The organism is Plantibacter lichenum, from assembly GCF_050587525.1.
In the GTDB taxonomy this organism is placed as follows: Bacteria; Actinomycetota; Actinomycetes; order Actinomycetales; family Microbacteriaceae; genus Plantibacter.
Window position 1 is genome coordinate 85,849 of record NZ_JBOBFT010000009.1, and the last position, 25,979, is coordinate 111,827.

23 protein-coding genes are annotated in these 25,979 nt (G+C 64.5%); 12 read left to right on the forward strand and 11 right to left on the reverse strand.

What is annotated here, in order from left to right; genetic code table 11:
• Positions 1–143 precede the first annotated feature (143 nt).
• Positions 144–671, reverse strand: coding sequence for a GtrA family protein (locus ACQ3HB_RS13485; RefSeq protein WP_430920579.1), 528 nt, complete (start codon positions 669–671; stop codon positions 144–146).
• Positions 672–794: 123 nt separating this feature from the next.
• Here ACQ3HB_RS13485 and ACQ3HB_RS13490 point away from each other — a divergent pair, with 123 nt between their 5' ends.
• Complete coding sequence (locus ACQ3HB_RS13490) at positions 795–1,940, forward strand: 5-(carboxyamino)imidazole ribonucleotide synthase (RefSeq protein ID WP_430920580.1); 1,146 nt, start codon at positions 795–797, stop codon at positions 1,938–1,940.
• 198 nt (positions 1,941–2,138) lie between these two features.
• Here ACQ3HB_RS13490 and ACQ3HB_RS13495 read toward each other — a convergent pair whose 3' ends face one another.
• Positions 2,139–3,248: a VIT1/CCC1 transporter family protein gene (locus tag ACQ3HB_RS13495; protein ID WP_430920581.1), complete on the reverse strand. Its 1,110-nt coding sequence runs from the start codon at positions 3,246–3,248 to the stop codon at positions 2,139–2,141.
• Between the two features lie 293 nt (positions 3,249–3,541).
• Between ACQ3HB_RS13495 and purE the strand changes: the two genes are divergently transcribed.
• Positions 3,542–4,060: a 5-(carboxyamino)imidazole ribonucleotide mutase gene (gene purE, locus ACQ3HB_RS13500; RefSeq protein WP_430920582.1), complete on the forward strand. Its 519-nt coding sequence runs from the start codon at positions 3,542–3,544 to the stop codon at positions 4,058–4,060.
• Positions 4,057–5,424, forward strand: coding sequence for an LCP family protein (locus ACQ3HB_RS13505; RefSeq protein ID WP_430920583.1), 1,368 nt, complete (start codon positions 4,057–4,059; stop codon positions 5,422–5,424). Before purE ends, ACQ3HB_RS13505 begins: the two co-directional genes overlap by 4 nt.
• Before the next feature lie 263 nt (positions 5,425–5,687).
• Here ACQ3HB_RS13505 and ACQ3HB_RS13510 read toward each other — a convergent pair whose 3' ends face one another.
• Positions 5,688–6,824, reverse strand: coding sequence for a glycosyltransferase family 4 protein (locus ACQ3HB_RS13510; RefSeq protein ID WP_430920584.1), 1,137 nt, complete (start codon positions 6,822–6,824; stop codon positions 5,688–5,690).
• Entirely contained in the window at positions 6,821–7,720 is a 900-nt protein-coding gene (rfbD, locus tag ACQ3HB_RS13515) for a dTDP-4-dehydrorhamnose reductase (protein WP_430920585.1), read from the reverse strand. Before rfbD ends, ACQ3HB_RS13510 begins: the two co-directional genes overlap by 4 nt.
• Positions 7,721–7,783: 63 nt before the next feature.
• Here rfbD and ACQ3HB_RS13520 point away from each other — a divergent pair, with 63 nt between their 5' ends.
• The 5 genes from ACQ3HB_RS13520 (at position 7,784) to ACQ3HB_RS13540 (ending at position 12,455) form a co-directional block, all read left to right on the forward strand.
• Positions 7,784–8,737 (forward strand): class I SAM-dependent methyltransferase, encoded by a 954-nt coding sequence (locus ACQ3HB_RS13520; protein WP_430920586.1) that lies wholly within the window; start codon positions 7,784–7,786, stop codon positions 8,735–8,737.
• Between the two features lie 62 nt (positions 8,738–8,799).
• A complete protein-coding gene (locus ACQ3HB_RS13525) occupies positions 8,800–9,405 on the forward strand; it encodes a dTDP-4-dehydrorhamnose 3,5-epimerase family protein (RefSeq protein WP_430920587.1) in 606 nt (201 codons plus the stop codon).
• A 2-nt stretch (positions 9,406–9,407) separates the two neighbouring features.
• Complete coding sequence (gene rfbA, locus ACQ3HB_RS13530) at positions 9,408–10,277, forward strand: glucose-1-phosphate thymidylyltransferase RfbA (protein WP_430920588.1); 870 nt, start codon at positions 9,408–9,410, stop codon at positions 10,275–10,277.
• 2 nt (positions 10,278–10,279) lie between these two features.
• Positions 10,280–11,530 carry a rhamnosyltransferase WsaF family glycosyltransferase gene (locus tag ACQ3HB_RS13535; protein WP_430920589.1) on the forward strand — a complete coding sequence of 417 codons (1,251 nt, stop codon included), beginning with the start codon at positions 10,280–10,282 and terminating at the stop codon, positions 11,528–11,530.
• Positions 11,523–12,455 (forward strand): NAD-dependent epimerase/dehydratase family protein, encoded by a 933-nt coding sequence (locus ACQ3HB_RS13540; protein WP_430920590.1) that lies wholly within the window; start codon positions 11,523–11,525, stop codon positions 12,453–12,455. Before ACQ3HB_RS13535 ends, ACQ3HB_RS13540 begins: the two co-directional genes overlap by 8 nt.
• A 10-nt stretch (positions 12,456–12,465) precedes the next feature.
• Here the strand turns inward: ACQ3HB_RS13540 and ACQ3HB_RS13545 are convergent, their stop codons facing one another.
• Positions 12,466–13,377 carry a hypothetical protein gene (locus ACQ3HB_RS13545; protein WP_430920591.1) on the reverse strand — a complete coding sequence of 304 codons (912 nt, stop codon included), beginning with the start codon at positions 13,375–13,377 and terminating at the stop codon, positions 12,466–12,468.
• 57 nt (positions 13,378–13,434) lie between these two features.
• Here ACQ3HB_RS13545 and ACQ3HB_RS13550 point away from each other — a divergent pair, with 57 nt between their 5' ends.
• Positions 13,435–14,439 carry a glycosyltransferase domain-containing protein gene (locus tag ACQ3HB_RS13550; RefSeq protein WP_430920592.1) on the forward strand — a complete coding sequence of 335 codons (1,005 nt, stop codon included), beginning with the start codon at positions 13,435–13,437 and terminating at the stop codon, positions 14,437–14,439.
• 4 nt (positions 14,440–14,443) lie between these two features.
• Complete coding sequence (locus ACQ3HB_RS13555) at positions 14,444–15,394, forward strand: NAD-dependent epimerase/dehydratase family protein (protein ID WP_430920593.1); 951 nt, start codon at positions 14,444–14,446, stop codon at positions 15,392–15,394.
• Positions 15,395–15,428: 34 nt separating this feature from the next.
• Here the strand turns inward: ACQ3HB_RS13555 and ACQ3HB_RS13560 are convergent, their stop codons facing one another.
• Together ACQ3HB_RS13560 and ACQ3HB_RS13565 are read right to left on the reverse strand one after the other, a co-directional pair.
• A complete protein-coding gene (locus ACQ3HB_RS13560) occupies positions 15,429–16,637 on the reverse strand; it encodes an ABC transporter ATP-binding protein (protein ID WP_430920594.1) in 1,209 nt (402 codons plus the stop codon).
• 8 nt (positions 16,638–16,645) lie between these two features.
• On the reverse strand, positions 16,646–17,470 hold the full coding sequence (locus ACQ3HB_RS13565) for an ABC transporter permease (protein ID WP_430920595.1): 825 nt from the start codon (positions 17,468–17,470) through the stop codon (positions 16,646–16,648).
• 850 nt (positions 17,471–18,320) lie between these two features.
• Between ACQ3HB_RS13565 and ACQ3HB_RS13570 the strand changes: the two genes are divergently transcribed.
• Both ACQ3HB_RS13570 and ACQ3HB_RS13575 read left to right on the forward strand, forming a co-directional pair.
• Entirely contained in the window at positions 18,321–20,615 is a 2,295-nt protein-coding gene (locus tag ACQ3HB_RS13570; protein ID WP_430920596.1) for a hypothetical protein, read from the forward strand.
• A gap of 169 nt (positions 20,616–20,784) precedes the next feature.
• A complete protein-coding gene (locus tag ACQ3HB_RS13575) occupies positions 20,785–22,350 on the forward strand; it encodes a DUF2142 domain-containing protein (protein ID WP_430920597.1) in 1,566 nt (521 codons plus the stop codon).
• Between the two features lie 41 nt (positions 22,351–22,391).
• Here the strand turns inward: ACQ3HB_RS13575 and ACQ3HB_RS13580 are convergent, their stop codons facing one another.
• Genes ACQ3HB_RS13580 through ACQ3HB_RS13595 form a run of 4 tightly spaced genes read right to left on the reverse strand, consistent with a single transcriptional unit; the run spans position 22,392 to position 25,886 of the window.
• Entirely contained in the window at positions 22,392–23,354 is a 963-nt protein-coding gene (locus ACQ3HB_RS13580) for a glycosyltransferase family 2 protein (RefSeq protein WP_430920598.1), read from the reverse strand.
• Positions 23,355–23,356: 2 nt separating this feature from the next.
• Positions 23,357–23,767 (reverse strand): GtrA family protein, encoded by a 411-nt coding sequence (locus tag ACQ3HB_RS13585; RefSeq protein ID WP_430920599.1) that lies wholly within the window; start codon positions 23,765–23,767, stop codon positions 23,357–23,359.
• A gap of 47 nt (positions 23,768–23,814) precedes the next feature.
• Positions 23,815–24,786: a Gfo/Idh/MocA family protein gene (locus ACQ3HB_RS13590; RefSeq protein ID WP_430920600.1), complete on the reverse strand. Its 972-nt coding sequence runs from the start codon at positions 24,784–24,786 to the stop codon at positions 23,815–23,817.
• Positions 24,783–25,886, reverse strand: a complete 1,104-nt coding sequence (locus tag ACQ3HB_RS13595) for a DegT/DnrJ/EryC1/StrS family aminotransferase (RefSeq protein WP_430920601.1) — start codon at positions 25,884–25,886, stop codon at positions 24,783–24,785. The genes ACQ3HB_RS13590 and ACQ3HB_RS13595 overlap by 4 nt, the downstream gene beginning before the upstream one ends.
• Positions 25,887–25,979 lie beyond the last annotated feature (93 nt).

Here is a 25,979-nt window from a genome sequence, read left to right on the forward strand (position 1 = left end):
TGCCCACGTGGTGTTCACAACTCAGGACGGCCCTGGCGTGTCGCGGGTTGCAGCCGGCGTGGCGGCGGCGACACGCCGCATCGCTCCTGAGTTGTGAACGAGACGAGGAGCCGATGCGGGGCAAGGGCGATGCCGGAGGAGGGTCAGCGGGCGGTGGGCGCCTCCACGGCGGTCGACCCGGTGACCGGCGCGTCAGTCACGAGCACGCGGGCGGCGCGACGTGCGGGGGAGAAGACCCAGTAGCGGTAGAGCACGAAGCGGAAGATCGCGCCGAGAGCGAGACCGACGACGTTCGACGCGATGTTGTCCGCGAGCACCGACTTGTAGCCGAGGACGTAGTGCGAGATCCACAGGCAGCCGACGCCGATCGCCATCCCTGCGAAGCTCACTGCGAAGAACTCGACGCCCTCGCGGACGGTGCTCGACTGCCGGTCCTTCGAGAACGTCCAGTACCGGTTGCCGAGCCAGTTGGTGATGATCGCGAAGATCGTCGAGATCACCTTCGCGATGATCGGGCCGGAGTGCACGTGCTCGGGTGCGAGGACCGTGAGTCGCAACGCATTGAAGACGGTGAGGTCGACGAGGAGCCCAGCGGCACCGACTGCGCCGAACTGGGCGGCTTGAACGATGATGCGCCGAGTGCGCGAGCCTGCTGACAGGGGCCCCGACATGCGCGTCTCCATTCGATGGGCGAAGATAGAAGCGCGAAGGCGCCGAAGAAAAGTGTCCCGCTGGATCCTGGGAGTTCCCTCTCGAATCCGCATGCCGAGCCTGAATGAATCTGGAGAAGCCCAATGAGTATCCGTGTCGGCGTGATCGGTGGCGGTCAACTCGCTCGAATGATGATACCCGCAGCAGTCGACCTCGGTCTCGACATCCGCGTCCTCGCCGAGCAGGACGGCATGTCCGCCGCGCTCGCCGCGGTGCAGGTCGGCGACTACCGCGACGTCGACACCGTGCTGGACTTCGCGAAGACCGTCGACGTCATCACCTTCGACCACGAGCACGTCCCGCAGCACGTCCTGCACGCGCTCGTCGAAGCCGGCGTGCAGGTGCACCCGGGTCCGGACGCTCTCGCCGTGGCCCAGGACAAGCTCGTAATGCGCGAGCGGCTCACCGAACTCGGACTCCCCGTGCCGGACTGGGCGAAGGTGTCCGATGCCGCTGAGCTCCAGACCTTCCTCGACGCCCACGGCGGTCGTGGGGTCGTGAAGACGCCGCGTGGCGGATACGACGGCAAGGGCGTGCGCGTCGTCTCCGGCGCCGGAGAGGTCGAGGACTGGTTCACGGCACTCTCCGAAGACGCCAACGGTGGCGCGCTGCTCGTCGAGGAACTCGTGACCTTCCGTCGTGAACTGGCGCAGCTCGTCGCTCGTCGCCCGTCCGGTGAGGTCGTCCCCTGGCCTGTCGTCGAGACCGTGCAGCGGAACGGCGTCTGCAGCGAGGTCATCGCCCCCGCCCCGCACTCCGCGGGTCGCCTGGCCGACGTCGCGGGCGAGATCGCCACGACCATCGCGACCGAACTCGGCGTCACGGGCGTCCTCGCGGTCGAGCTCTTCGAGACGACCGACGACCGCCTCCTCATCAATGAACTCGCGATGCGTCCGCACAACAGCGGTCACTGGACGCAGAACGGCAGCGTCACGAGCCAGTTCGAGCAGCACCTGCGCGCCGTGCTCGACCTCCCGCTCGGCTGGACCGGCTGTCACCGCGAGTGGACCGTCATGGTCAACGTCCTCGGCGGTCCAGCCGAAGGCACGCTCGACGACCAGTACCGCGCCGTCATGTCGGAGCACCCGTCGGCGAAGGTCCACAACTACGGCAAGGACCCGCGTCCCGGCCGCAAGGTGGGGCATGTCAACGTCGCGTCCGACGACCTCGACGACGCCGCGTACACCGCGAGGGCCGCTGCGGCGCTGCTCGGCGCCGAGAACGCGTGACGCGGATCGCGCGCTGAGGCGTCCGAGCCGCCCGGTCCCTGGCCGGCCCGATCCCCGTGCCCGGTCCCTGAGCTTGTCGAAGGGCACTTCGACAGGCTCAGTGACCGGTGTTTGGGCACTTCGACAGGCTCAGTGACCGGTGGTTGGGCACTTCGACAGGCTCAGTGACCGGTGGTTGGGCTCAGCGACCGGAGGGGCCTACCCGACGTTGGCGCCGAAGAGCAGACCGAGCAGGTAGGTCGCGGCGGCCGCACCGTACCCGATGCCGAGCTGACGCAGCGCGCGACGCAGCGGCGGGCCGCCCGAGAGCAGGCCGACGACGGCACCCGTCGACAGCAGGGCGATGCCCACCAGGACGGCTGCGACGACGAGTGCCGCGAATCCCTGCAGCCCGAGCAGGTAGGGGAGGACCGGAATGATCGCGCCGGAAGCGAAGAAGCAGAAGCTCGAGAGCGCCGCTCCGAAGCCCGTGCCGATCGCCTCATGGTCGTCGGCGTCATCCGCGTCATCGCCATCGCCCTGGTATGTGCCGGCGGTGACACGCTTGAGGACGTCCGCGGCGTGGCCCTCCGCCTCCGCGGGCTCCATGCCTCGCGCCCGATAGACGAGTGCGAGTTCGTTCGCGTCGACGTCGAGGTGGGTGAGCGCGTCCTGCGCCGCGGGATTCGGGCTCGACGCCTCAAGTAGTTCGCGCTGTGATCGCACCGACACGTACTCGCCAGCGCCCATCGACAGGGCGCCGGCGAGGAGTCCCGCGAGGCCCGCTGCGAGGACGATGGCGTTCGAGACACCCGTCGCGCTCATGCCGATGACGAGGGCGAGGTTGCTCACGAGGCCGTCGTTCGCGCCGAACACGGCCGCGCGGAACGTTCCGGAGAGGCGGTTGCGACCGCGCGCCGCGAGACCGCGCACGACCTCCTCGTGGATCTGTTCGTCGGCCGCCATGCGTTCGGTGGCTGCGGCGTCGGTCGCGTAGGGCGAGCGGGACTCGGCGCGCTGGACGAGCGCGAGCACGAACACGCCGCCGAGTCGTCTGGCGAGGAATCCGAGCGCACGGGTGCGGAACTCGCCGCGGAGCGGCATCCCGACTTGATCACCCAGCAGGGTCAGCCAGTGGGTCTCGTGCCGCTTCTCGGCGGCGGCCAGGGCGAGCAGGATGTCGCGTTCCTCGCCGGTGCGGCGACTCGCGAGGTCGCGGTACACGGCGGCTTCCGCGCGTTCATCGGCGAGGTACTTCCGCCACCGGCGGATCTCCCTGGGGGATGGACTCGCAGGCGGGTGCTCTGGTGCCGTCTGGATGTCGGTCATGGGGGACTCCTGGTCTCGAACGACCGGAAGTCGGAAGACTCCGGCCGCACGCGTCGCGTGTGAACCGAAGGTCTCGTTCGCCCGGACCTGGATCCGGGTGACATGCCGGGTCCGATTGCGGACCAGTGTGTCGACATGCCTCTTCGTCCATCTGCATGGACCGCGGGAACTACTCCCCTTCGGAAGCCATTGTTCCAGAATTCCAGCCGGTTTGCACGAATCGGGTGCCATCCGTCCGAACCACACCTGTCGGCCGCGCGTCGTGAGGGGACGTACAGGCACCTGGACCTACCATGGTCATCATGCCTGATCTCTCTTCCTCGACGCCGCTCGTCGGCGTGGTCATGGGTTCGGATTCCGACTGGCCCGTCATGAGCGACGCCGCCCAGATCCTTCGCGACTTCGGCGTCCCGTACGAGGTCGAGGTGCTCTCTGCGCACCGGACCCCGGAGAAGATGATCGACTACGGCAAAGCTGCGCACGGTCGCGGCCTCAAAGTCATCATCGCGGGTGCGGGCGGCGCAGCCCATCTGCCAGGCATGTTGGCCTCTGTCACGACGCTCCCCGTCGTCGGCGTGCCCGTCCCGCTCTCCCGGCTCGACGGCCTCGACTCGCTCCTGTCGATCGTGCAGATGCCGGCGGGCGTGCCCGTCGCGACCGTCTCGATCGGTGGTGCCAAGAACGCCGGACTCATCGCCGTGAAGGTCCTCGCGACCGCGGACGAGTCCCTCACGGACAAGCTCGCCGACTATGCGACCGATCTCGCCGCGCAGGTCGAGGAGAAGAACAGGAACCTCAAGTCACAGCTATGAGCAGCGCAGCAGCTCCGTCGAAGCCGATTCGATACCCGGACACCCGCTCACGCGAGGTGATGACCAAGCGCGCCTGGTGGCTGGTCCTCCTCAACGTGCTGATCCCGGGATCGGCGCAGGTCCTCGCCGGCAACCGTCGGCTCGGACGCTTCGGCCTCGGCTGCACGCTCACCCTCTGGCTGCTCCTCATCGCCGCGGTCGTCGTCTTCTTCCTGTGGCCGACGGTCATCTACACGGTCGCCACGAACTGGTTCGCGCTCACGGCCGTGCAGGTGCTCCTCGCGCTCTACGCGGTGCTCTGGATCATCCTGACCCTCGACACGCTGCGACTCGTACGTCTCGTGAAGGCTTCGCCGAACGCACGCTTCGGCGTCGCCCTGTTCGCCACGGTCGCGCTCGTCGCGGTCGCGGGAACGGCGGGCTACGGCGCTGTGGTCGCCGGATCGGCTCGCGGCACGATCACCTCGATCTTCACGGCGCTGCCATCGAAGGAACCGGTCGACGGGTACTACAACTTCCTGCTGCTGGGTGGTGACGCAGGCCCCGACCGCGACGGCATGCGACCGGACAGCACTTCCGTGATCAGCGTCAACGTCGAGACGGGCAAAGCGACTGCGTTCGGTCTGCCGCGCGACCTCATCGACGTCCCGTTCCCCGCCGGTTCCGAGATGTCGACCCTCTACCCCGACGGGTACAACGACGACTGCAACGTCGACGTCTGCCAGCTCAACTCCATCTACACCGAGGTCGAGCTGAAGAACCCGGATCTCTTCCCGAACGCGGTGGCCCAGGGCAGCGAGCCGGGCATCGAAGCGATGCGCCAGGCCGCTGAAGGCATCACCGGGCTGAAGATCCAGTACTACGTGCTCGTGGACATGTACGGGTTCGCGCAGCTCATCGACGCGCTCGGCGGAATCGAGATCGATGCGAAGAGCCGTGTGCCGATGGATGGCGACGCCGATCTGAGCAACGTCACCGAGTGGATCGAGCCGGGCAAGCAGCACATGGACGGCTGGCACGCGCTCATGTACGCCCGTGCTCGCCACGGCTCCACCGACTACGACCGCATCGACCGCCAGCGCCAGGTGCAGCAGGCGATGCTCGCCCAGTTCTCCGTGACGAACGTGCTGACGCACTTCCAGGACATCGCCAAGGCCAGCCCGGACGTGGTGAAGACGGACGTGCCTCAGGGATCGCTCGGCTACTTCGTGAACCTCGCCTCGAAGACGAAGGACCAGGGGCTGTCGAGCGTGGAGTTCACGCCTCCGACGATCGACCCGGAAGAGCCCGACTACGCGCTCATGCAGCAGATGGTGCACGACACGCTCTGGCCGACGACGCCGTCACCGTCGCCCGTTGGCTGAGTCCGTTCGCGCCCTGATCGAGGTCTGATCAGGGTCGGAGCGGATGGCCGAGGACCGAAGGACGCTGAGCCTGCGTCGCGGCGCTGTGTTCACAACTCAGGAGACGCCCGGCGTGTCGGCCGCGACACGCCGTTCAGTGCGCGCGACACGCCGCATCGCTCCTGAGTTGTGAACGGGGCCCAGAGGTAGAGGTCGGCGTCGGGACGCGATGACGGGTCCGCGCTGATGAACGCGCGGCGCGGATCAGAGGTCCGTGGCGCGGATCAGAGGTCGGCGTGGAGCTGCCAGACGCGCTCGGCGGAGTCGCGCCAGCTGAACGCCTGCTCGCGGTCCATGCCGAGCACGCGCAGCTGGTGGCGGCGATCGGTGTCGCCGAGCACGGAGTCGATGGCCGCGACGAGCCGCTCCGGGTAGCCCTTGGCGCCGGTCTCGACGACGACGCCTGCGCCGCCGCCGACCTCCACGAGCGCGGGGGAGTCGGAATGGATGACGGGGGTGCCGAAGCGGAAGGCCTCGACGAGCGGCAGGCCGAAGCCCTCCGCCAGGCTCGGGTAGACGAACGCCGATGCGCGATCCAGGACGACCGCGAGATCGGCGTCGTCGAGGAAGCCGAGCGCGCGGACCCGGCCTTCGGGCAGGCCGGCTTCATCAGCGACCTCGGCGAGCGTGATGTCGCCCCAGGTATCCGGTCCCACGATGAGGAGCGGGAGGTCGGGTGCGCCGGGGCGGCCGAGCCCCGTGATGAGTTCGGTGACGCCGCGGCGCGGGTCGAGCGAGCCCATCGTGAGGAGGTACGAGTCCGGGAGATCGAGGGTGCGGGCGCGTCCGTCGCTGTCGGTCGGGAGCGTCAGCGCGCTTGCCGCAGCCCCGCCGATGACGCGGATGCGGTCGCCGAAGTCGACGATCGAGCGCAGCTCCTCAGCGACGGCGTGGGTGGGGACGACGATCGCGTCTGCGTGCTTGCGTGCGCGCTTGACCATGGCCTTCTGCCAGGCGACCGAGAAGGGCGTGAGCGATTCCGGGTGCGACCACGCGAGCGTGTCGTGCACGGTGACGACGATCTGATTGCCGTCGTTGACGCGGTCGTGGCGCGTGAGGGGTGCGAGCATGCCGGGTGCGTGGACCATTCCGGTCTGCAGGCCGGGCGTGACGATGCCGAGCTGCCAGGCGGCGCTGAGCTCGCGTCGGGGGAGCGTCGTGCGGTGGAGTCGTGCCAGGCCCGGCAGGGTCGCTTCGACGGCGTCGAGTTTCTCCTTGGGCAGCGCGGAGACGATGCCCTCCACCTCGCAGCCAGCGGGAGCCGAAGCGATGAGTTCCCGCGTGAGTTCTTCCGTATAGCGGCCGATGCCGCCGGGCACGGGAGCGGCGATCTGGTCGACGATGACGCGGAGGGTCGTCATCGCGCGGCCACGGCTCCGCGCTCCGCGGCCTCGGCGAGAGCCTCACGCCAGTCGCGCATGGGGCTCAGGCCCGCGTTCGCCCATGCGTCGTGGCCGAGGACCGAGTACGCGGGACGAGGAGCGGGACGCACGAAGGCACTGCTGTCCGTGGGGAGGACGCGTTCCGGGTCGACGCCGACCGCGCTGAACACGGCCTTGGCGAAGTCCTGCCAGGTCGCGACGCCCGAGTTCGTGCCGTGGTAGATCCCGGCCGGGGCGTCGGCGTCGAGGAGAGCGACAATCTGCCTCGCGAGGTCGACGGTCCACGTGGGCTGGCCGACTTGGTCGGTGACGACGCTCGGGGAGACGCCGTTCGCGGCGAGCTTCGCCATGGTCGCTGCGAAATTCGGGCCGTGCTCGCCGTAGAGCCATGCGGTACGGACGATGTAGCTGCCGGTGGGGTGCTCGGCGCGGACGGCGCGCTCGCCGTCGGCCTTCGTGCGGCCGTACGCACTGATCGGGTCGAGCGGTTCCGTCTCCTGGTATGGCGTCGTCGCCGAGCCGTCGAAGACGTAGTCCGTGGACACCTGGACGAGCTTCGCGCCGGCTTCTCGGGCGGCGATCGCGAGGTTCTCCGCACCGAGGGCGTTGACGGCGTGAGCGTCGTCCTCGTGCGTCTCCGCGTCGTCGACCTTCGTGTACGCGGCGGCATTGATGACGACATCGTGGCCGGCGACCGCGGCGCGGACGGCCTCCAGGTCGGTGACGTCCAGGTCGGCGCGGCCGAGGGCCGTGACGTCGCGCCCGGCGAGGGCTTCCTGCAGGTCGTGGCCGAGCATGCCGGATGCTCCGGTGATCAGGTAAGACAAGGGTGTGGTCCTCTCGGTGAGACTCTGCAATGGTACCGTCCACCCCATCCGGCAGAGCTCACTGCCGTCACAGTCGGGCGCCGGATCGCGGCGCGTGGGTATGCTGTGCCCATGTCGCTCAGAAGCAAGGTCGGGTCTGTTGTCACCGCGATCGCAGGGGAACCTCGACTCCAGCAACTCCGTCACACGGAGGAAAGCACGAGGCGCCGTCTGGCCACCTGGCTCGATCAGGGGCGGAGCGCGCCAGTGGAAGCGGAACACGTTCCTGGACCGGCAGCGGAACATCCCGCCGTTCGATTCACGCCTCCGCAGATGACGAGGCACCAATTCTTGGAGGGGCTGCACAGTCTCATTCAGCCGCGAACGTATCTCGAGATCGGAGTGAACGATGGCCGGAGTCTCGCACTGTCTCGGGCAAAATCGATTGGAATCGATCCGGAGTTCGGTATTCTGACCGAACTCGAGTGCGACCTGCAGCTCGCGCGCACGACGAGTGACGAGTTCTTTGCCCGGGCCGACCCGCTTCGTCATTTCGGGGGACTCCCGATCGACTTGGCATTCATTGATGGAATGCACCTCGCCGAGTTCGCCTATCGTGATTTCGTCAACGTGGAGCGACTCATGTCGCCCACCGGGGTCATTGTTCTCGATGACATGCTTCCAAGGTCGGTGGAGGAAGCGGCGCGTGACCGACAGACTTTTTACTGGGCCGGAGACGTATTCAAGGTGGCGGAAATCCTCCGTGAGGCACGCCCCGACCTCGTCATCGTCCCGGTGAACACTGCACCGACCGGAGTGCTGCTCGTGACTGCTCTCGATCCGTCGTCTCGAGATCTCGACGCGCAGTATGCGACGCGGCTCGAACAGTTGCAGTCGTCTGATCCTCAAAGGGTGTCGCGCGCCACCCTTGATCGCATCGACGCCGTGCAGGCGACGTCGGTGTTGCGGTCCCGAGCGTTGCCGAACCTTCTCGAGTTGCGTCACGACACCGTGTCGGTCGAACAGGTGCGGAACGCGGTTCGGGGGCTCCGCCAACTCCGGAAATTGGGCGAGCCAGCAGCTTGACGCTCGATCTGTCTCGCAGGCACTCCTCAGTCCCGATGTGCGCGGCTTGCTAGACTCCTCGGGTGCAGATCCGCGAACTGAATGTGCCAGACAGCTACGAGATCACCCCGAAGCAGTTCGGTGACGACCGAGGTGTCTTCCTCGAGTGGTACCGCTTCGACAAGCTCGAGGAGGCGACGGGACGATCCATCAAGCTCGCCCAGTCCAACACCTCCGTCTCGAAGCGCGGCTCGGTCAGGGGCATCCACTTCGCCGACATCCCCATCGGCCAGGCGAAGTACGTCACCGCCACGCGTGGTGCCGTGCTCGACTACGTCATCGACATCCGGGTCGGCTCACCGACCTTCGGCCAGTGGGACTCCGTCCTGCTCGACGACACGGACCGCCGTGCCATCTTCGTCTCGGAGGGCCTCGGCCACTGCTTCGTGGCGTTGACCGACGACGCGACCGTCAGCTACCTCGTCACGGACGTGTACCGCCCGGAGCGCGAGCACGGCATCAACCCGCTCGACACCGAGATCGGCCTCGTCTTTCCGCCGGAGGCGGGCGAGCCGCTGCTGTCGCCGAAGGACACCGAGGCCCCCGGCCTCTCTGAGGCCGCCGCGAGCGGACTGCTGCCCACCTGGGAGGCGTCACGCGCCTTCTACGAGACCCTGAAGGGGAACTGACCATGCGCGGCATCATTCTCGCCGGAGGATCTGGCACGCGGCTGTGGCCCATCACCAAGGGCATCTCCAAGCAGCTCATGCCCATCTACGACAAGCCGATGATCTACTACCCCTTGTCGACGCTCATGATGGCGGGGATCAAAGAGATCCTCATCATCACGACGCCCGAGTACAACGCGCAGTTCCGAGCGCTCCTCGGCGACGGCTCCGAGCTCGGCATCCGCCTGGAGTACGCCGTGCAGCCCTCCCCGGACGGCCTCGCGCAGGCGTTCATCATCGGCGAGGAGTTCATCGGCGACGAGAGCGTCGCACTCGTCCTCGGCGACAATATCTTCCACGGAACCGGCCTCGGTTCCGCGCTCCGCAGCCACAATGACATCGACGGCGCGCTCATCTTCGCCTACCAGGTGGCCGACCCGAAGGCGTACGGCGTCGTGGAGTTCGACGACAACTTCACCGCGCTCTCCATCGAGGAGAAGCCGGCGAACCCGAAGAGCAACTACGCGGTCCCCGGTCTGTACTTCTACGACAACTCGATCGTCGAGATCGCGAAGACGATCGAGCCGAGCGCTCGCGGCGAACTCGAGATCTCGACCGTCAACGAGCGGTACCTCCAGCAGGGTTCGCTTCAGGTCCAGGTGCTCGACCGCGGAACCGCCTGGCTCGACACCGGCACCTTCGAGTCGATGATGCAGGCGTCCGAGTACGTGCGCGTCATCGAAGACCGCCAGGGCTTCAAGGTCGGCTGCATCGAGGAGATCGCCTGGCGAGCCGGGTGGATCGACGACGCGCAGCTCGCCGTCATCGCCGCGCCGCTCGTGAAGAGCGGCTACGGCCGTTACCTGCAGACACTGCTCGGCGAGCAGGTCTAGAGATGGCCGTGAACCGTTTCCGTCAGCGCCTGGGGAGAGCTCGGAAGCTCTTGAAGGACGAGGGCCCGCGCAACTTCGCCGGGTACATCGCCCAGCGCACCGCCATCAAGCTCCTGACCCGCACGCCCGTCGGTACCATGCTCGTCGACTCGCTCGACGTTTCGGACGTCGACTGGACAGAGCCCGCTCCCTACCTCACCTCGCCCGTGACCGTCGACGACGGTCCGGTTCGCATCGCGTGGATCATGTCGCCTCCCGGCAAGGAGAGCGGGGGCCACCAGAACCTGTTCCGGTTCATCAACTTCGCCGAGCAGGCCGGCCATGAGTGCACCATCTACCTGTACGACAACGTGGGCGCCGGGCCGACCATCGCTGCGACCAAGACGATGCTGAAGCAGTCGTCCGCCTATCCGGATCTCAAAGCGGACATCGTGGAGTACGACCGCGTCGCCGGAGTGCACCCAGACACCCAGGCGCTCTTCGCCACCGGGTGGGAGACGGCGTACCCCGCCTACCGCGACACGTCGTCGGCTCGCAGGTTCTACTTCGTGCAGGACTTCGAACCGCTCTTCTACCCGCTCGGTTCGGAAGCGATCCTCGCCGAGAACACCTACAAGTTCGGCTTCCACGGCATCACCGCGGGCGGGTGGCTGAAGCACAAGCTCAGCACGGACTACGGCATGGCTTGCGATTCGTTCGACTTCGCGGTGGACAAGGCCCACTACAGCGTCACGAACCTCGAGCGCCGTCAGGAGATCTTCTTCTACGCTCGTCCGGTCACGCCTCGGCGCGCGTTCGAGCTCGGCATCCTCGCGCTCACGGAGTTCGCCGCGCTGAAGCCGGACGTGATGATCAACCTCGCCGGCTGGGACGTGTCGGAGTTCGACATCCCGTTCAAGCACAACAACCTCGCGAGTTTGGAGATCAACAAGCTCAATGAGGTCTACAACCGGTGCGGCGCCGGTCTCGTGCTGTCGCTCACGAACATGTCGTTGCTGCCGCTGGAACTCATGTCGAGCGGTGTCACACCGGTCGTGAACGACGGACTCAACAATCGTATGGTGTCGGACAATCCGAACATCGAGTACATCCAACCGTCTCCGCGCGCCATCGCAAGGAAACTGGCTGAGGTGCTGGACCGAGAAGATGGGGTCGAACGGTCCATAGCGATGTCAGCATCGGTCGCGAACGTCGACTGGGCCGACTCCGGCACACAGTTCGTGAACGCGTTCGAACGAGCGATGCGTGGCTAAGACGCTCGTCATCGGGGCCAACGGTTTCATCGGCTCCCACCTCGTCGAGGCGCTCGCGTCCGACGGGCATTCCGTGACGGCGTTTGACCGCTTCAGCGGCGGTACGACGACGTTCGATCCGGCGGCCGCGACCGTGGTTGCGGGGGAGTTCCTCAGCCGTTCGGACCTCGAAGAGGCCGTGGCCGGTCAGCAGGCCGTCTTTCACCTCCTGTCGACGACGACGCCGGCGACCGCTGAGAACGACCCGACGCTGGACATCCGCACGAACGTCGCCCAGACCGTCGAACTGCTGGAGGCATGCGTCCACGCGGGTGTGGAGCACTTCTACTTCGCGTCCACGGGCGGCGCGATCTACGGACCGCAGGACAAGACGACGTACTCGGAGACTGATCGTGCACTGCCGATCTCACCGTACGGCATCGGGAAGCTGGCGATCGAGCACTACCTGAGCTACTTCAGGACGCGTCACGGCCTCGCATCGACGTCCTTGCGCATCTCCAACCCGTACGGCACCAGGCAGCGGATCAACCGTCGTCAGGGGCTCATCCCGATCGCGCTCCGCCAGATCGCGCTCGGGCTCCCGGTCGTCCAGTTCGGCGACGGCAGCATGGTGCGCGACTACGTGTACGTCGAAGACCTCGTGCGCATGATCATCCCGTTCGTCGGTCGCGAGACGGAGCACAGCCTCTACAATCTCGGCAGTGGACTGGGCGAATCGATCACCGAGGTGTTCGAATCCCTGCGCCGCGTCACCGGGGTCGACTTCGACATCGAGCTGCGCGAGACGCCTGCGACGTTCGTCGACCGCGTGGTCCTCGACACGGCCCGGTACACGGGCGAGTTCGGGAAGACGGGGCTGACCTCACTCGACGACGGCGTTGCAGCGACGTACGCGGACATCCGCGCTCAGCTCGCGAAAGGCTAGGCGTTCGCGCTCAGCTCGTGAGGGCGCGCTTGAGCTCGAGGACGATCCGTTCCGGCGTCGTCCGATCGCGAATCTCAGCCATTCGAGCTAAGGCGTCCGCCCACACGGGGCCGCCGAACTGAGCGGCAGCGTCGTCGAGGGCGGCCAGGATGTCCTGCTCACGGGGGTCGGCTGGTAGCAGATAGGGGTAGTCCTCGCCGAGCCAGTGCACAGCCTCGGATTGCGATCGTTGGATGAGCACGTTCGCACTGCACCAGGCGGCGGTGAACCCTTTGAGGAAGGGCTTGTGGAGATCGAGCTCCCTCGTGTTGCGGACCGCATAGTGCAGAGCGTGTCCCGGTAACTTGGCAATCCAGGCAGTGCTCGCCGTTGACGTGTCCACCGGAACGACGTCCACCCGACCCGCGAGACGCGGTGACAGGACGGCATTGACCGTTTCGCCGAAGTAACCGACTCGGAACTGGGACGTGGGAGCGTCGATCCCGAGTGCCATGACTCTGGGGTCGACATGATGGTTGATGAGCACGACTTCGCTTTCAGGATGACGTCGCGCGAGATCGATGAAACCTGTCTGCGAGGACGCGACGATGGCATCCGGTTGGCCCTCGAGCAGCGGCGGCAACTCCTCATCGACGACATCGGCGTAGATTCGGTTCCCGGCGGCCCGCAATTGCTCGGCTCTGGCGACGGAGAGCTCCTTGACCGCGCCCTTCGTCAAGAACAGCGTTCTCCCGCGGAGAGACGCCTCGAGAGGAACGTAGTCGACGCTGAATCGGGAACCGAGGTGTTGTCGCGCGAGCTCGCTGAGCTGTCGCCCTCGCATGATGGTCGAACCGGACTCCGCGAACCGCTCGGCATAGACGAATGCGACATGATGTTTCCGCAGCACGATAGAGAACCCCGATCCCGTTTCATCAACCATACCGGGGTGCTCGCGGTGGATTGGAAGGGCCCTCTGGTAGGCTGTTAGGCATTTGCGATGCGGCCCCTGCCCGTCCCCGCATCGGGCGAGACGATGCCGTCCCGCCCCGATCCGTCTTCCCTAGAGGAGTTCTTCTTGCCTGCATCTCGCGTGGTCTACACCGCATTGTTCGGGGGATACGAACAGCTCGGGGAGCAGCCCATCGCCGCGGGGTCCGGAGTGCGGTTCATCTGCTTCACTGACGATCGTTCCGCCCAGAGTGACACGTGGGAGATCGTGTACACCGAGCCGCGCTTTCCGTTCGATCTCGTGCGCAGTCAGCGAGACATCAAGATCCGGGGACACGAGCTGCTCGCGTTCGCAGATGAGTCGTTGTACATCGACAACTCCGTTGAACTGCGGATGTCCCCCAATGACATACTGGATTCGTGGTTAGCGGGTGGCGATCTGGTGCTGTCCGATCACAGCAGCCGGGAAGCTGTCATCGATGAGTTCGACGAAGTCATCGCTCTGAATTATGACGATGTCGGCCGTGTCCATGAGCAGCTCCTGCACTATTCGACCCTGTACCCCGAGGTGCTGTCTGAGCGTCCGACCTGGAACGGCATGATCGCCCGCCGCCACACTGAAGCGGTCGCTCGCGCGATGACGACGTGGTTCGACCACGTGTTGCGCTACTCGAGAAGGGATCAGCTGTCGGCAAATGTCGCATTCCATGTATCCGGTGTCCGTGTCGTGCGCCTCGGCGAGGACAACAACGAATCGCCGACGCATGCCTGGCCTGTGGAGCGTGGACGCGACGCCGGACGCACACGTATCAGTACGAGCAAGACGGGCCCGTTGCTCGCCGAAGTCGCTCGACAGGATCGCGAGCTCCAACGACTGGCGGTAGAACTTGAGACGCGGACGACGGAGGCTGCCGCCACACAGGTCGTGCTGACTGGACATGTTGAGCAGTTGCAAGCATCGATCGAGCAGCTGCGCGAGTACTACGAGAACTCTGTTTCCTGGTCGGTCACCCGGCCGATCCGGTCCCTGCGCGCGATATTCAACAGGAAGTAGAAACGTGAAGTACTTGGTCACTGGAGCGGCGGGGTTCATCGGAACCGAGACCGTCCGCCAGCTCCTGCAACGCGGCGCCACCGTCAGAGGCGTCGACATGTTCTCCGACTACTATGATGTCTCGCTGAAGCGCGCGAACGTGGAGTCGAACACACATGATCGGTTCGAGATGATCGAAGGTGATCTCAACTCGCTCGACGTCTCGAATGCGTTGGACGGGGTGGACGTCGTTCTGCATCTTGCAGGTCAACCAGGGGTTCGGAAGTCATGGGGGGGCGACTTCGGCGTTTACACCAGGAACAACGTTGACGCGACGCAGCGACTCCTCGAGGCGGCACGGAAGACGGCGTCGCTCAAACGGTTCGTCTACGCGTCTTCATCCTCGGTCTATGGGCAGGCGGAGTCGTACCCGACTTCCGAAGACGCCCGACCGCAGCCGTTCAGCCCGTACGGCGTGACGAAACTCGCAGGTGAGCACCTCGCCGCGCTCTATCGGCAGAACTATGGAACGCCGGTGGTCGCGTTCCGGTTCTTCACCGTGTACGGGCCTCGGCAGCGTCCAGATATGGCATTCACGCGATTCCTCACCGCGGCCATACGCGATGAGGCGCTGACGGTCTACGGGACAGGAGAGCAGATCCGCGAGTTCACGTACGTCGGCGACATCGTCGACGCGCTCTTGCGGGCAGGCGACGCAGAGGGTGAACTCCCGGTGGTGATGAACCTCTCCGGGGGTTCGAGCGTGTCTGTCAACGAGGTGCTGGGCACCATCGAGACGCTCACAGGCCGTCGCCTCGATGTGCGGCGTACCACGGCCGCTCAGGGTGATGTCTTCCGAACCGGTGGAGCGAGCGGTTTGGCGGCCTCGTCGCTCGGTTGGCGGCCGCGCACTTCGCTCGTGGAGGGCCTCGCCCAGCAGCTGGACTGGATTCGCGCCGGACACGTCGGGCGGTAGCTTCGGCGAACTGGCAGGCGACCCCGGTCTCGGCCTAGTCGCGAACTCGAACCCGCGGGTCGAGACGAAGGAGTCCAGAACCCGCGCCGGGACGTTCGACTTCGAACGTGAGGGCGGGATTCAGCCGGTCCAGCGACACTCCATCGGCCTGTTCGAGACTGCCGCGGACGACGAACTGGCCGCCTCCGAGCGCGTTGTCGGGAAAGTCGAAGTCGACGACGTGCGATCCTGCGATGTGCGGGATCTCGATGCCGAGCATACGTGTGTTCAAACCGTAGACGGGCTGCCCGGTCGACGTTTCGAGCGCGAGGCCTGCTACAAGGGCAGGGTGGTCGTGTGCGAGGTCGTAGGCGAAGCTGAGGGTCAGATCCGCTCCGGCGGGAACGACGATCGGCGCATCTTCATGCGTCGGTGCACCGCCCGGAATCGAGATCCCGGTGATGTGTGCGGGGGGAACCGGCGCGGTCTCCACACCGAGTTCCTTCGCGATGTGCTCGAGTCGCTCCTGTTCGAAACCGAAGCGCAGGACACGGAGACCGTCTGCGGGCCCGCCGTCGAACTTGAGCTCCCCGTGATTCAAGACGACCACCCGATCACAGATCTGACCCACCTGATCGGCGGAGTGGCTGACTAGGACGATCGTCCGACCCTCTCGTTGGAACTCGGCGATCTTGTCCATGCACTTGCGTTGGAAGGGTTCGTCGCCGACCGCGAGAACTTCGTCGACGAGGAGGAGATCAGGGTCGACGTGCACCGCGACGGCGAACGCGAGTCGGACGTACATGCCCGAGCTGTAGAACTTCACCTGCGTGTCGATGAAGCTTTCGATCCCTGAAAAGTCGACGATCGCATCAAAATACCGGTCAGTCTCTTTTCGGGTGAGCCCGAGGATGGCGGCGTTCAAGTAGACATTCTCGCGACCTGTGAGGTCCGGGTGGAATCCCGCGCCGAGCTCGAGGAGCGCTGCCATACGGCCACGTCGGGAAACGTTCCCCGACGTTGGATCGATGATCCCACCGATGACCTTGAGAAGCGTGCTCTTGCCGGAGCCGTTGTGGCCGACGAGACCAACGGTCGTACCGGTCTGAATGTCGAGTGAGATGTCGCGGAGCGCCCAGAAGTCCTCGGTGAACTTGCGGGAACGGCCGAAATTGACGATCCGTTCTTTGAAGGACTTGTCCTTGTGCATGGTGAATCGTTTGGAAACCGAGTCGACCCGGATGATCGTGCTGCTGTTGTTCATGGCGTGGCCTACAGTTCCTGGGCGAAGTTGCCCTGCAAACGAGCGAAGATTCGCTGGGAGACCCACAAGAGCACAATCCCGACGAGAAGCGTGATGGACAGGCGAAGGACGAGGTCGTCCGGCCAGGACTGCTGGAATGCGCCGGTAGCCGTCGATCCAGCCGTCCACAGTGCCTTCTGCATCGCGATGATGCAGGTGGTCACCGGATTCAACAGATAGAGCTGCTCGAGCCAGTTGCCCTGCAGTGCCTTGTGGACGAACGTGAACGAATACACGACGGGTGATGCCCAGAACAGCACCATGATCGCCAACTCGACGAGATGCTGGGTGTCGCGGAGGTACACGTTGATCGCTGAGAGAGTGAGACCGATGGCTGTCGAGAAGACCACGAGCGTGAGGATCGCGAGTGGGGCCAGGAGGAGGTCGGGCGTCACATTGAAGTCCGACAGGATGATCGTCGCGGCGACGAGGACGAGCAATTGCACTGCGAAGTTGAAGAGTGCGGAACCGATGGCGCTCAGCGGGAAGATCTCCCGGGGGAGGTAGACCTTCTTGACCAAGCCCGCGTTGTTGAGTACAGCCGTCGTCGATTGAGTGACGATCTCGTTGAAGAGCCCCCACATCGTCAAGCCGATGAACACGAAGATTCCGAAGTCAGGGACGGTCCGCGCGGCGCCCAGGATCTGTCCGATCGCGAAGTAGTAGATCAGCAGCTGGATGATCGGTCGGAAGAGGCTCCAGACGAGCCCGAGAGAGCTGTCCTTGTATTTCGCGCGGACCTCGCGTTTGACGAGGAGCCAGAGGAGCTCGCGACGGTTCCAGATGTCCTTCAATGAGCTCGCAGCGCCAGTGAAAAAACCGGACTCCTGTCCGACTCGGTCCAGAGGGAGTGACGCCACTCGTTGTTCACGTGTCTCAGCGGAATAAGTCGTCATGGGCGCTCTGCGCGATCTCCTCGATCTCGGACGCTACTGCGTCGTATGTCGAAGTCGTGCGTGTTACGCAAGCCTCCGAGCGCCTCTACTCGAGCCGAGAGAACGCCGTAGACAGTGTACTTGGCGGAAGCTGAATGTCGTCACGGAGACACGGAGGGAGCACTGGAGTGTCATCCGGGCCCGGAATTCCAGAAGCTGAGATCGAAAGTTATCCCCGAACAGGGGACACGACCGCTAGCCTAGAGCCAGATTGTCGCGGCGCATGCCGTGGAGCCGGCGAGATTGGGAGTGACGTGCATCGTTCACATCGATTGTTGACGGCAGTCATCCTGACTGCCGTCGTGTTGACGGTGAGCGCGTGCACGATGCCAGGTGCGACTCCGTCGACGCAAATGCCGTCAACCCTGCAAGGCGGAGACACGACCGCGAAGGACCCGACTCCGTCGCCACAGCCGCCCGAGGCGGTCCTCGTGTTCGCGAGTGTCGACGTCGACGGCTTGAACACATCCGCCTCAGGCTACGTGTCCGGCCTCATCGAAGAGGGTGGTTCGTGTGAATACGTCTTCACGAACGGGGTCGATGAAGTCCGAGTTCCGAACGCGGGAGCGGCCGACCGAGCGCAGACCTCGTGCGGGACGATCCAAGTCCCCACGGCGAATCTCGCTCGTGGATCATGGACCGTGACTCTCGAATACACGTCTACAAAAACGACGAAGCTCGTTTCGTCACCGAGCACCGTGGAGATCCCATGAAACGCAGAATCTTCGCCATCGTTGCTGCGATCGCCGTCGTCGCTGTCGGCCTCGTTGCGTCGCCCACCGTGAGTGTCACGTCAGTGCAAGCGGCGGATGCGCGTGACTTCAACGCCGGCAACATCATCTCTGATCAGCTCTTCTTCGATGGAGGGGCGTTGTCTGCAGGTCAGATTCAGTCATTCCTGAATGTGCAGGTCCCGACCTGCCGAGCGGGCTACAAATGCCTGAAGGACTTCACGCAGTCGACGCCGAGTAGAGCAGCCGTATCGGGACGCTGCGATGCCTACAGCGGCGCGACCAACGAACGAGCTTCATCGATCATCGCCAAGGTGGGGGCTGCCTGCGGCATCAGCCAGAAAGTTCTCCTGGTGATGCTCGAGAAGGAGCAAAGCCTCGTCGGCGACACCTGGCCTTCCGACCAGCAATACCGGGCGGCAATGGGCTATGGGTGCCCTGACACCTCGGATTGCGACGCCAACTACTACGGATTCTTCAACCAGGTCTACGCCGCCGCGCTTCAGTTCAAGAACTATGCGGCCAACCCGGGCCGCTGGAACCACATTGCAGGACGAGTTAACACCGTGCGGTACAACCCCAACGCAGCGTGCGGGTCGAGCCAGGTGTTCATCCAGAATCAGGCGACCGCCGGCCTGTACAACTACACCCCTTACCAGCCCAATGCGTCTGCGCTCGCTAATCTGTACGGGTCGGGGGATGGATGCGGCGCCTACGGAAATCGCAATTTCTGGCGGCTCTACACCGACTGGTACGGGTCGACCACGGGTGCATCGAATCTGTTGCGCACGCTTGACAATGCGAGCGTGTATCTCGTGTCTGGTGACAAGAAGTACCCGGTAACGAGTATGGCCATGGTCTCCGCATTGGCGCCGCTCGGTCAGGTCGGCTATGTCTCCCAGTCCTATCTCGACCGGTACACCACGGCTCAGGCGGTGGGACGGATCATGCGGTCTCCCAACGGCACCATCTTCTTCTTCGACGCCGCGATCAAACTCCCGTTCGGATCCTGCGGGCTCGTGGTCGACTACGGCGGATCATGCGACTCGACGGGATACGTCCAACTCACGGACACACAGGTCGCGGCCTTCGTCACCGGGCCGGCAATGACTCGCGTGCTCGGTACGACTGAAGGCGGGCGCTACGCGATCACCGCGGGCACCAAGCGTGAGATTCTCGACACCCGATCGCAGAATGAGGCCGGGTACGCCGGCGGTTACAACGTTCTCACGGAGGCCGGTATCGCTCAGTTGCCGTTGGGAACTCCGATCGCGCGTGACTCCGCGTTCGTTCTGCAACGCGGTTCGAACAGTTTCTCGTTCTTGAGCGGGGGATCCCGGTTCGGCTCAGATGCAGGCACGTCGCAGGACCTCGGGTTGACCCCAGCGGGCGTCGGAACGCTGAGCGCGAATAGCCTCGCGAAGATCCCGGCGGCGCCGTCACCGTTCACAGGAGTCGTGCGCGCACCCGGAACGACGACAAGTCAGCTGCTGTCCTCCAGCGGACGCTATGAATGGCTGGGCGATCCGGATGGGTCGATTCTCCCCGCGGTCGCAGCAAGCCAAGAATTCGTGAACGGGTACTCCGTTCTCGGATCCGTCAACCAGGGTTCGTTTGTGAAGTCCGGCCAGACGTCCACGGTGTATGTCATTGCCGGGGCGTCAGTGCGTCCCGTCGGTTCTTGGGCCGCCCTCGTCGCGTTGTCGGGCGGCGGATCACCCTCGATCGCCACAGTTCCGCAAGCGGTGATCGGCAAATTCTCAACCGGCGGCACGGTTCTCGCTCCCACTTCGCTCGTACGCAGCCCGTCCAATGGGACCATCTACCTCGTCGACGGATTGTCGTCCAAGATCGCGATGTCGAGTTTCGATCCCGCGACGGAGCTCGGGGTGACCGGCTATTCGACAGTGAGTGATCAGTCGCTGGCCGCTTACGCGTCGGCCGCAGGCGTGCTGGGTTACGGCGTGACGTGTGGTGGACAGAACTTCGTGAGTGCCGGCGGGAAGATCCACGCGGTGAGCGCTGCGTTGGCGGCTGCCTATCCGATCTCCTACACCGCCCTGTCGGACGTGTCCTGCTCGATATTGGTGAAAGGGGCAGACGCGACGTCCTTCATTCGAACTGCCAATGGATCGATCTACAAGCTGGAGAATGGTGCGAAGCGCCCGATCTCGAGCATCGACACCTGGATCGCGATCGGAGGACCTGCTGAGGGCTATCTGGACGTCAGCCAGGGGTTCGCAGCCCAGTTCCCGACTGGCGCGCCGCTCTAATCGTCACGACGGTACTTGTGGTGTGCGGCTCACGAGCAGTGAAGGTTTCGGCGAGGCTGAGATGCGCAGGGAGGTTTGACAGGGCATCGGATTCGCTCACGATAGACTGACCTGGGCCGTTCGGCCGGTCGTTGAGGATGCATCGTTCTCGCAATTTGAGGGGGTAGGCGTGCGTCGTCTGTTGTCCTGGTCCACTGCTCGCGCATGGAGGGTCCTGCTCATCAGCTGGGCGGGGTTGTTCCTGCTCTCGGCGGTGTGGGCAATCTCGACTCCCATCGGAGCGAGTCCGGATGAACCTTCGCACATCATCAAGGCTGCGGCAGTCGTCCAGGGACAGCCGATCGGCGAGGCGACGGATCTCCCCGCCTGGACGAGTGTCCACGTTCCGCGAAGCATTGCGGATGCACAGTCGTGGCCGCAATGCTACGGGTTCCAGACGACCGTTCCCGCGTCGTGTTCGAACACCACCGGCAGTGGGCTGGAGTTGACCGATGCGAGAACTTCGGCCGGTCTCTACAATCCGATGTACTACGCATTGGTGGGGTGGCCGAGCCTCATCCTTCCCGAGGCGAAGCAGGTCGTGTTCGGCATGCGACTGGTGAGTGCCGCGCTGACGTCGGCTCTGCTCGCCATCGTTTTCACCGCACTGTTGACCTTCCGCAGGCCCGCTCTGACGACAATCGGCTTCCTCGCAGCGGCAACGCCAATGGTGTTCTTCCTGAGCGGCTCCGTGAACCCCAACTCCCTCGAGATCGCAGGTTCTGCCGCAGTGCTGGCTCTCTTGCTGAAGGTGACCCTCGGTCCAGAGCCTGATCGAGGTTTTGGCTGGTCGATGGCCGGGGTCGCCGTCGCGGGAGCCCTAACCGTCAACGCTCGAAGCATCTCGCCGGTCTGGTTGTTCCTGTTCATCCTGGTGGTCCTGGTGACGACACCTTGGCCACGGCTGCGCAGCGTCTTTTCGAGATGGCAGACGTGGACCGCGGTGGGAATCGTTGGACTCGCCACCGTCGCAGCAGCGGGATGGATCGCTGCGACGAACACGCTCGGACATCTCGGCACCTTCGCAGGAGCAGGTACAGTCGGCCCCGTCCGCGGCTTCTTCACGATGTTGCTCGATCGCTCATTCGATCCGGGAATCGTGGGCGTGTACGGCTGGCTTGACACTTGGAACCCCGCCTTCGTCTACGTCCTGTGGTCTGCGCTCGCAGTCGGACTCGCACTCGCCGCGGCCGCGACACTTCGAGGACGGCTCCTCGTCGGGTACCTCTTGATGCTCGCCATAGTCTTCCTGGGTCCCGCGCTCATTCAGGCGGCGTCCGTGACGAACTCCGGGTACATCTGGCAGGGGCGCTACACCTTGGTGGCATACTCCGCTGTGCTGGTGTTCACCGTTGTGGCGGTGAGTGTCAGACCAAAGCAGGATGACATCCGTGTCTCGCGGGCAGTGGTCGAGCGAACGTACTGGATCATCGGCGCGCTCGTGATCCTCGGTCATGTGGGTGGAGTGGCTTCAGCCATTCGACGGTACGCGACGGGCTCAACGGTCGACTGGATCGATATGATTCGATCGCCGCTGTGGCTGCCGCCACTCGGATTCTGGCCGTGGGTCATCCTCACGGTGCTCGCCTCCGGGCTACTCGTCGTGCTCGGCGCACCTCGACGGGGTCGCGGCGAACCGGAGGCGCCGGAGCCACACCCGACCCCGCTCCTGACGACGAGCCCTGCAACGGTCTGATCCGGCACGAGAGCTCTAGGGAACGGCGAGCCGTGCACGATCTATTTGGACGTGAACGGCTCTTCGTTCGGCGTCTGAGGGCTGGCTTGGATATCCAGTTGCAACGCGCTGATGAGCATCTGTGTGCCGATCATCAGCGGCAGCGCCGCAAGCATCACGGTCGCGGCAGTCGCAACGACTGACGCGGCTACCTGGAAGCACACCCACACCGCGACTCCCAGGCCGAAAGCGAACAACACGATGCCAAGCGATAGCAGCAGCGCGATGGGCGAGAACGACCAGAGGACGTATCGGTACCAGATGCGTCGCCAGAAGCCTCGTGTCAGGAGGTTCAGGAGCTCTGGGATCACGCGGCTGAGGCGAATGCTCGACACTTCATTCCCGTAGACGGCTGGGATGGGTACGTCGATCGCCGGAACCTGAAGGATGTTGAGATGGATCAGAAGATCGTTCTCGAAGCTGTAGCGGCGGGAAACCCGATGCAGGGGCAACCGCTCAAGGACGCTTGTACGAACAGCCGTGTAGCCGTTCTGAGGGTCGAAGAGGTGCCAATAGCCGGATGCGAGTTTGGTGAGAAATGAAAGCACGATGTTGCCGAAGACCCGGTAACCAGGCATACCTGCAAAGGACTCGGGGGAGAAGAATCGATTTGCCTTTGCGAACCCGTATCCTTCGGCCGTGACCTTGTTGAGCAAGGACGGCAGGTAGTCGGGATCCATTTGAGCGTCGCCGGCCATGATGACGTTGACGTCGGCGCCGAGCTCCATCGCTCGTTTGTGCCCCGTGATGATGGCCCCGCCGACACCTTGATTCACCTCATGGCGAATAAGGACGACGCGAGGATCAGAACTGCCCTCGACCACTTGACTGGTTCCGTCAGGACTGCAGTCATCGACGATGACGATGTGGTCGATGAAGTCTGGCATCGTGTCGATCACGGTCGAGATCATTCGTTCCTCACGATATGCGGGAACGACTGCGGCAATGGTGGCTCCGTTGTACACGGTTAATCCTCTCGGCCGGCGGAACCGGCGGCTGGGCGGAACCGAGGTGAGAACACCCAGAACCGATATGCGAAGTAATTCCACACCGTTGTTGCGACAGTTGCGACGATCTTGCCGCCGATCCATCCCGCGAACGTGGAATCGATAAGTGAGACGATCAGCGTCGTCGCGATGGTGTTGAATGCGACGAGGGCCGCATACCGGATGAGTGCGCCGCCTTGGGGGACGGCCGAACCGAAGGCGAAGACCCGCTGCGCGGTGTAGGTGTAGACGAAGCTGAGGAGGAAGGCCGCGGCTGTGGCAACCCAGAGCTCCCAGCCGAAGACTCGGTAGAACAGGGCGAGCATCCCGATGTCAACGAGGAATGCAGACGCTCCTACGAGCAGGTACCGGATGCCGCTATTCCAGAGCAAGCGCTTGATCCGAGAGGCGGTCGGGTTCTCAGGCTGTTGCGCAGAGGTCACTGTGCTGCCGCCGTAGAGAGAACGCGGTCCACCACCCGGTGGGACGGCAGGATGCTGCGGCGTTCCTGTGCGGCGTCGTCCGCGCCATCGATGATGCGGCAGAAATGCGCCAACTGAGCGGTGAGCGGTTCGACACTCGTCACGAGTTCTGGAATCTCAATGACGGTCTGTTGCCGGTATCCGCGGTTGGCGCCATCGACGAGATCCTCGGAGACATGGTGGTACACGGTCACGTCTCGTCGGAGGAGGTCGATTTCGATGAGGCGATCACGTTCGTGGACGGACATCGATCTGATCTTCCGCTGTCCCATCCGGCTCGCCGAGACGTGCGCGATCGCACCGCTGGGGAAGGTGAGCACTGTCTCCGCGACGTCTTCGGCCCCGGGGACGGACTTGTCGTGGAAGAACCCGAGTGAGGAGGAAACCTCGCTCGGTGATGTGCCGGCGAACATGATTGCGAGATCGACGTCGTGGACGAGGAGGTCCCACGCCACTCCGGTACGAATTCGAGGAGCGTAGGGGGAATGCCTGGTCCCAGTCACGTGCACGGGTGATTCAATGAAGGACCGTGCGGTGAGGACGGCTGGGTTGAACCGTTCGAGGAGTCCGCACATGAGTGGCAGGTCTCGATCGTCCGCGAGTTGCACGATCGCTTCGGATTCCGCGAGATTCGCCGCGACGGGTTTTTCCAACAGGAGCGGAACGTCCGCCTCGAGGATCTGGCGAGCGAGAGGCACATGTGCCTCCGTCGCCGCCGCGACGATGACGCCGTCGATTCCCTCCAGGGGCGGCAACTCCGGGTACCAGCGAGCCCCGTGCGCATCCGCCAGCGCACGACCGTTCTCTTCCCTGGGGTCGATGAGGGCGACGAGGTCGGCGTCTTCGAAGCGGGACACGACCCGTGCGTGGTTGCTGCCCATCACACCGGCACCGACGAGAGCGAGGCGTTTCCGAGGGTGCGCGCTCATCGGCCTGCAGCCACTTCTCGAACGGCATCTGCGATCGTCTCGAGCTCGGATCGGCTGAGATCGGTGTGAACGGGAAGCGACACAACTTCCGTCGCCACTCGGCGGGCGACGGGGGTCTCGTCGAGGATCACATCGGCTCGGTCACGGTATGCGTCGTAGTCCCCGAGGAGCTTCGGGTAGTAGACGCCGCAGCCGATGCCTCGGTCCGTCAGTGCAGTCACGAACTCGTCGCGAGAGACCGCCGCTTCAGCCGTTACTCGGATCGTGTACTGGTGCCAGACGTGACCTCGTCCGGGCAGGGAGGTCGGTACGACGACACCGTCGACGTCGGACAGGGCCTCACTAAGGAAAGCTGCATTCGCACGGCGGATGTTCACCGTTTGCTCGTAGCGCTCGAGTTGCGGAATGGCCAGGGCAGCTTGCAGATCCGTGAGTCGGTAGTTGTTTCCCGCGATGAGGTATTCGTATCGTGCCCGCATGCCCTGATTCCGGAGGATGCGCAGTCGCGCTGCGAGGTCGTCGTCGTTCGTTGTGATCATTCCGCCTTCGGCGGTGGTGATGTTCTTCGTCGCATAGAACGAGAACGTCCCGAGCCCGAAGCCGCCGGCGCGCGTGCTGCGGTAATCCGCGCCGTGGGACTGAGCAGCGTCTTCAACAATCGAGAGGCCCCGATCGGCAGCGAGCTCTGCAATGGGGGCCATGTCAGCCATCTGCCCGTAGAGGTGAACTGGGAGCAGTACTTTGGTGCGATCCGAGACGAGACCGGTCATCGATTGCGGATCCACGTTGAAGTCGTCGTCCCGGATATCAGCGAAGCGCGCGGTCGCTCCAGCTTGCAAGATGGCATTGAGCGTCGCGACGAAGGTAAACGGAGAGGTGATCACCTCGTCGCCCGGTTCGAGATCGAGAACTTGCAGAGCAGCGATCAGCGCGGTTGTCCCGTTGTTGACTGCGACAGCATGACGTGTGCCCTGTAGCTCCGCGAAACGAGATTCCAGTTCCGCCACGACTGGTCCTTGGGCGATCGAACCGGATCTGAGTACCTCGAGCACCCTTCGTTCCTCTGCCTCGCCGAATCGGACGGTGGTGATGGGGATCATGCTGCCTCACGTGCTCTGGTTCGACGGACCCCGTGGTCCGCCCCTCTACGATAGTCGGACAACATACCGGGCGGGGCGGGCTCGCCCCATAGC

Coding starts and splice junctions, on each gene's coding strand:
- ACQ3HB_RS13510 (WP_430920584.1), bottom strand. CDS start 6,824: ATGACGACCCTCCGCGTCATCGTCGACCAGATCGCCGCTCCCGTGCCC.
- ACQ3HB_RS13560 (WP_430920594.1), bottom strand. CDS start 16,637: ATGAACAACAGCAGCACGATCATCCGGGTCGACTCGGTTTCCAAACGA.
- ACQ3HB_RS13570 (WP_430920596.1), top strand. CDS start 18,321: ATGAAACGCAGAATCTTCGCCATCGTTGCTGCGATCGCCGTCGTCGCT.
- ACQ3HB_RS13595 (WP_430920601.1), bottom strand. CDS start 25,886: ATGATCCCCATCACCACCGTCCGATTCGGCGAGGCAGAGGAACGAAGG.
- ACQ3HB_RS13485 (WP_430920579.1), bottom strand. CDS start 671: ATGTCGGGGCCCCTGTCAGCAGGCTCGCGCACTCGGCGCATCATCGTT.
- ACQ3HB_RS13545 (WP_430920591.1), bottom strand. CDS start 13,377: ATGGTTGATGAAACGGGATCGGGGTTCTCTATCGTGCTGCGGAAACAT.
- ACQ3HB_RS13490 (WP_430920580.1), top strand. CDS start 795: ATGAGTATCCGTGTCGGCGTGATCGGTGGCGGTCAACTCGCTCGAATG.
- ACQ3HB_RS13550 (WP_430920592.1), top strand. CDS start 13,435: ATGCGGCCCCTGCCCGTCCCCGCATCGGGCGAGACGATGCCGTCCCGC.
- rfbD (WP_430920585.1), bottom strand. CDS start 7,720: ATGGGGTGGACGGTACCATTGCAGAGTCTCACCGAGAGGACCACACCC.
- rfbA (WP_430920588.1), top strand. CDS start 9,408: ATGCGCGGCATCATTCTCGCCGGAGGATCTGGCACGCGGCTGTGGCCC.
- ACQ3HB_RS13535 (WP_430920589.1), top strand. CDS start 10,280: ATGGCCGTGAACCGTTTCCGTCAGCGCCTGGGGAGAGCTCGGAAGCTC.
- ACQ3HB_RS13505 (WP_430920583.1), top strand. CDS start 4,057: ATGAGCAGCGCAGCAGCTCCGTCGAAGCCGATTCGATACCCGGACACC.
- purE (WP_430920582.1), top strand. CDS start 3,542: ATGGTCATCATGCCTGATCTCTCTTCCTCGACGCCGCTCGTCGGCGTG.
- ACQ3HB_RS13495 (WP_430920581.1), bottom strand. CDS start 3,248: ATGACCGACATCCAGACGGCACCAGAGCACCCGCCTGCGAGTCCATCC.
- ACQ3HB_RS13590 (WP_430920600.1), bottom strand. CDS start 24,786: ATGAGCGCGCACCCTCGGAAACGCCTCGCTCTCGTCGGTGCCGGTGTG.
- ACQ3HB_RS13520 (WP_430920586.1), top strand. CDS start 7,784: ATGTCGCTCAGAAGCAAGGTCGGGTCTGTTGTCACCGCGATCGCAGGG.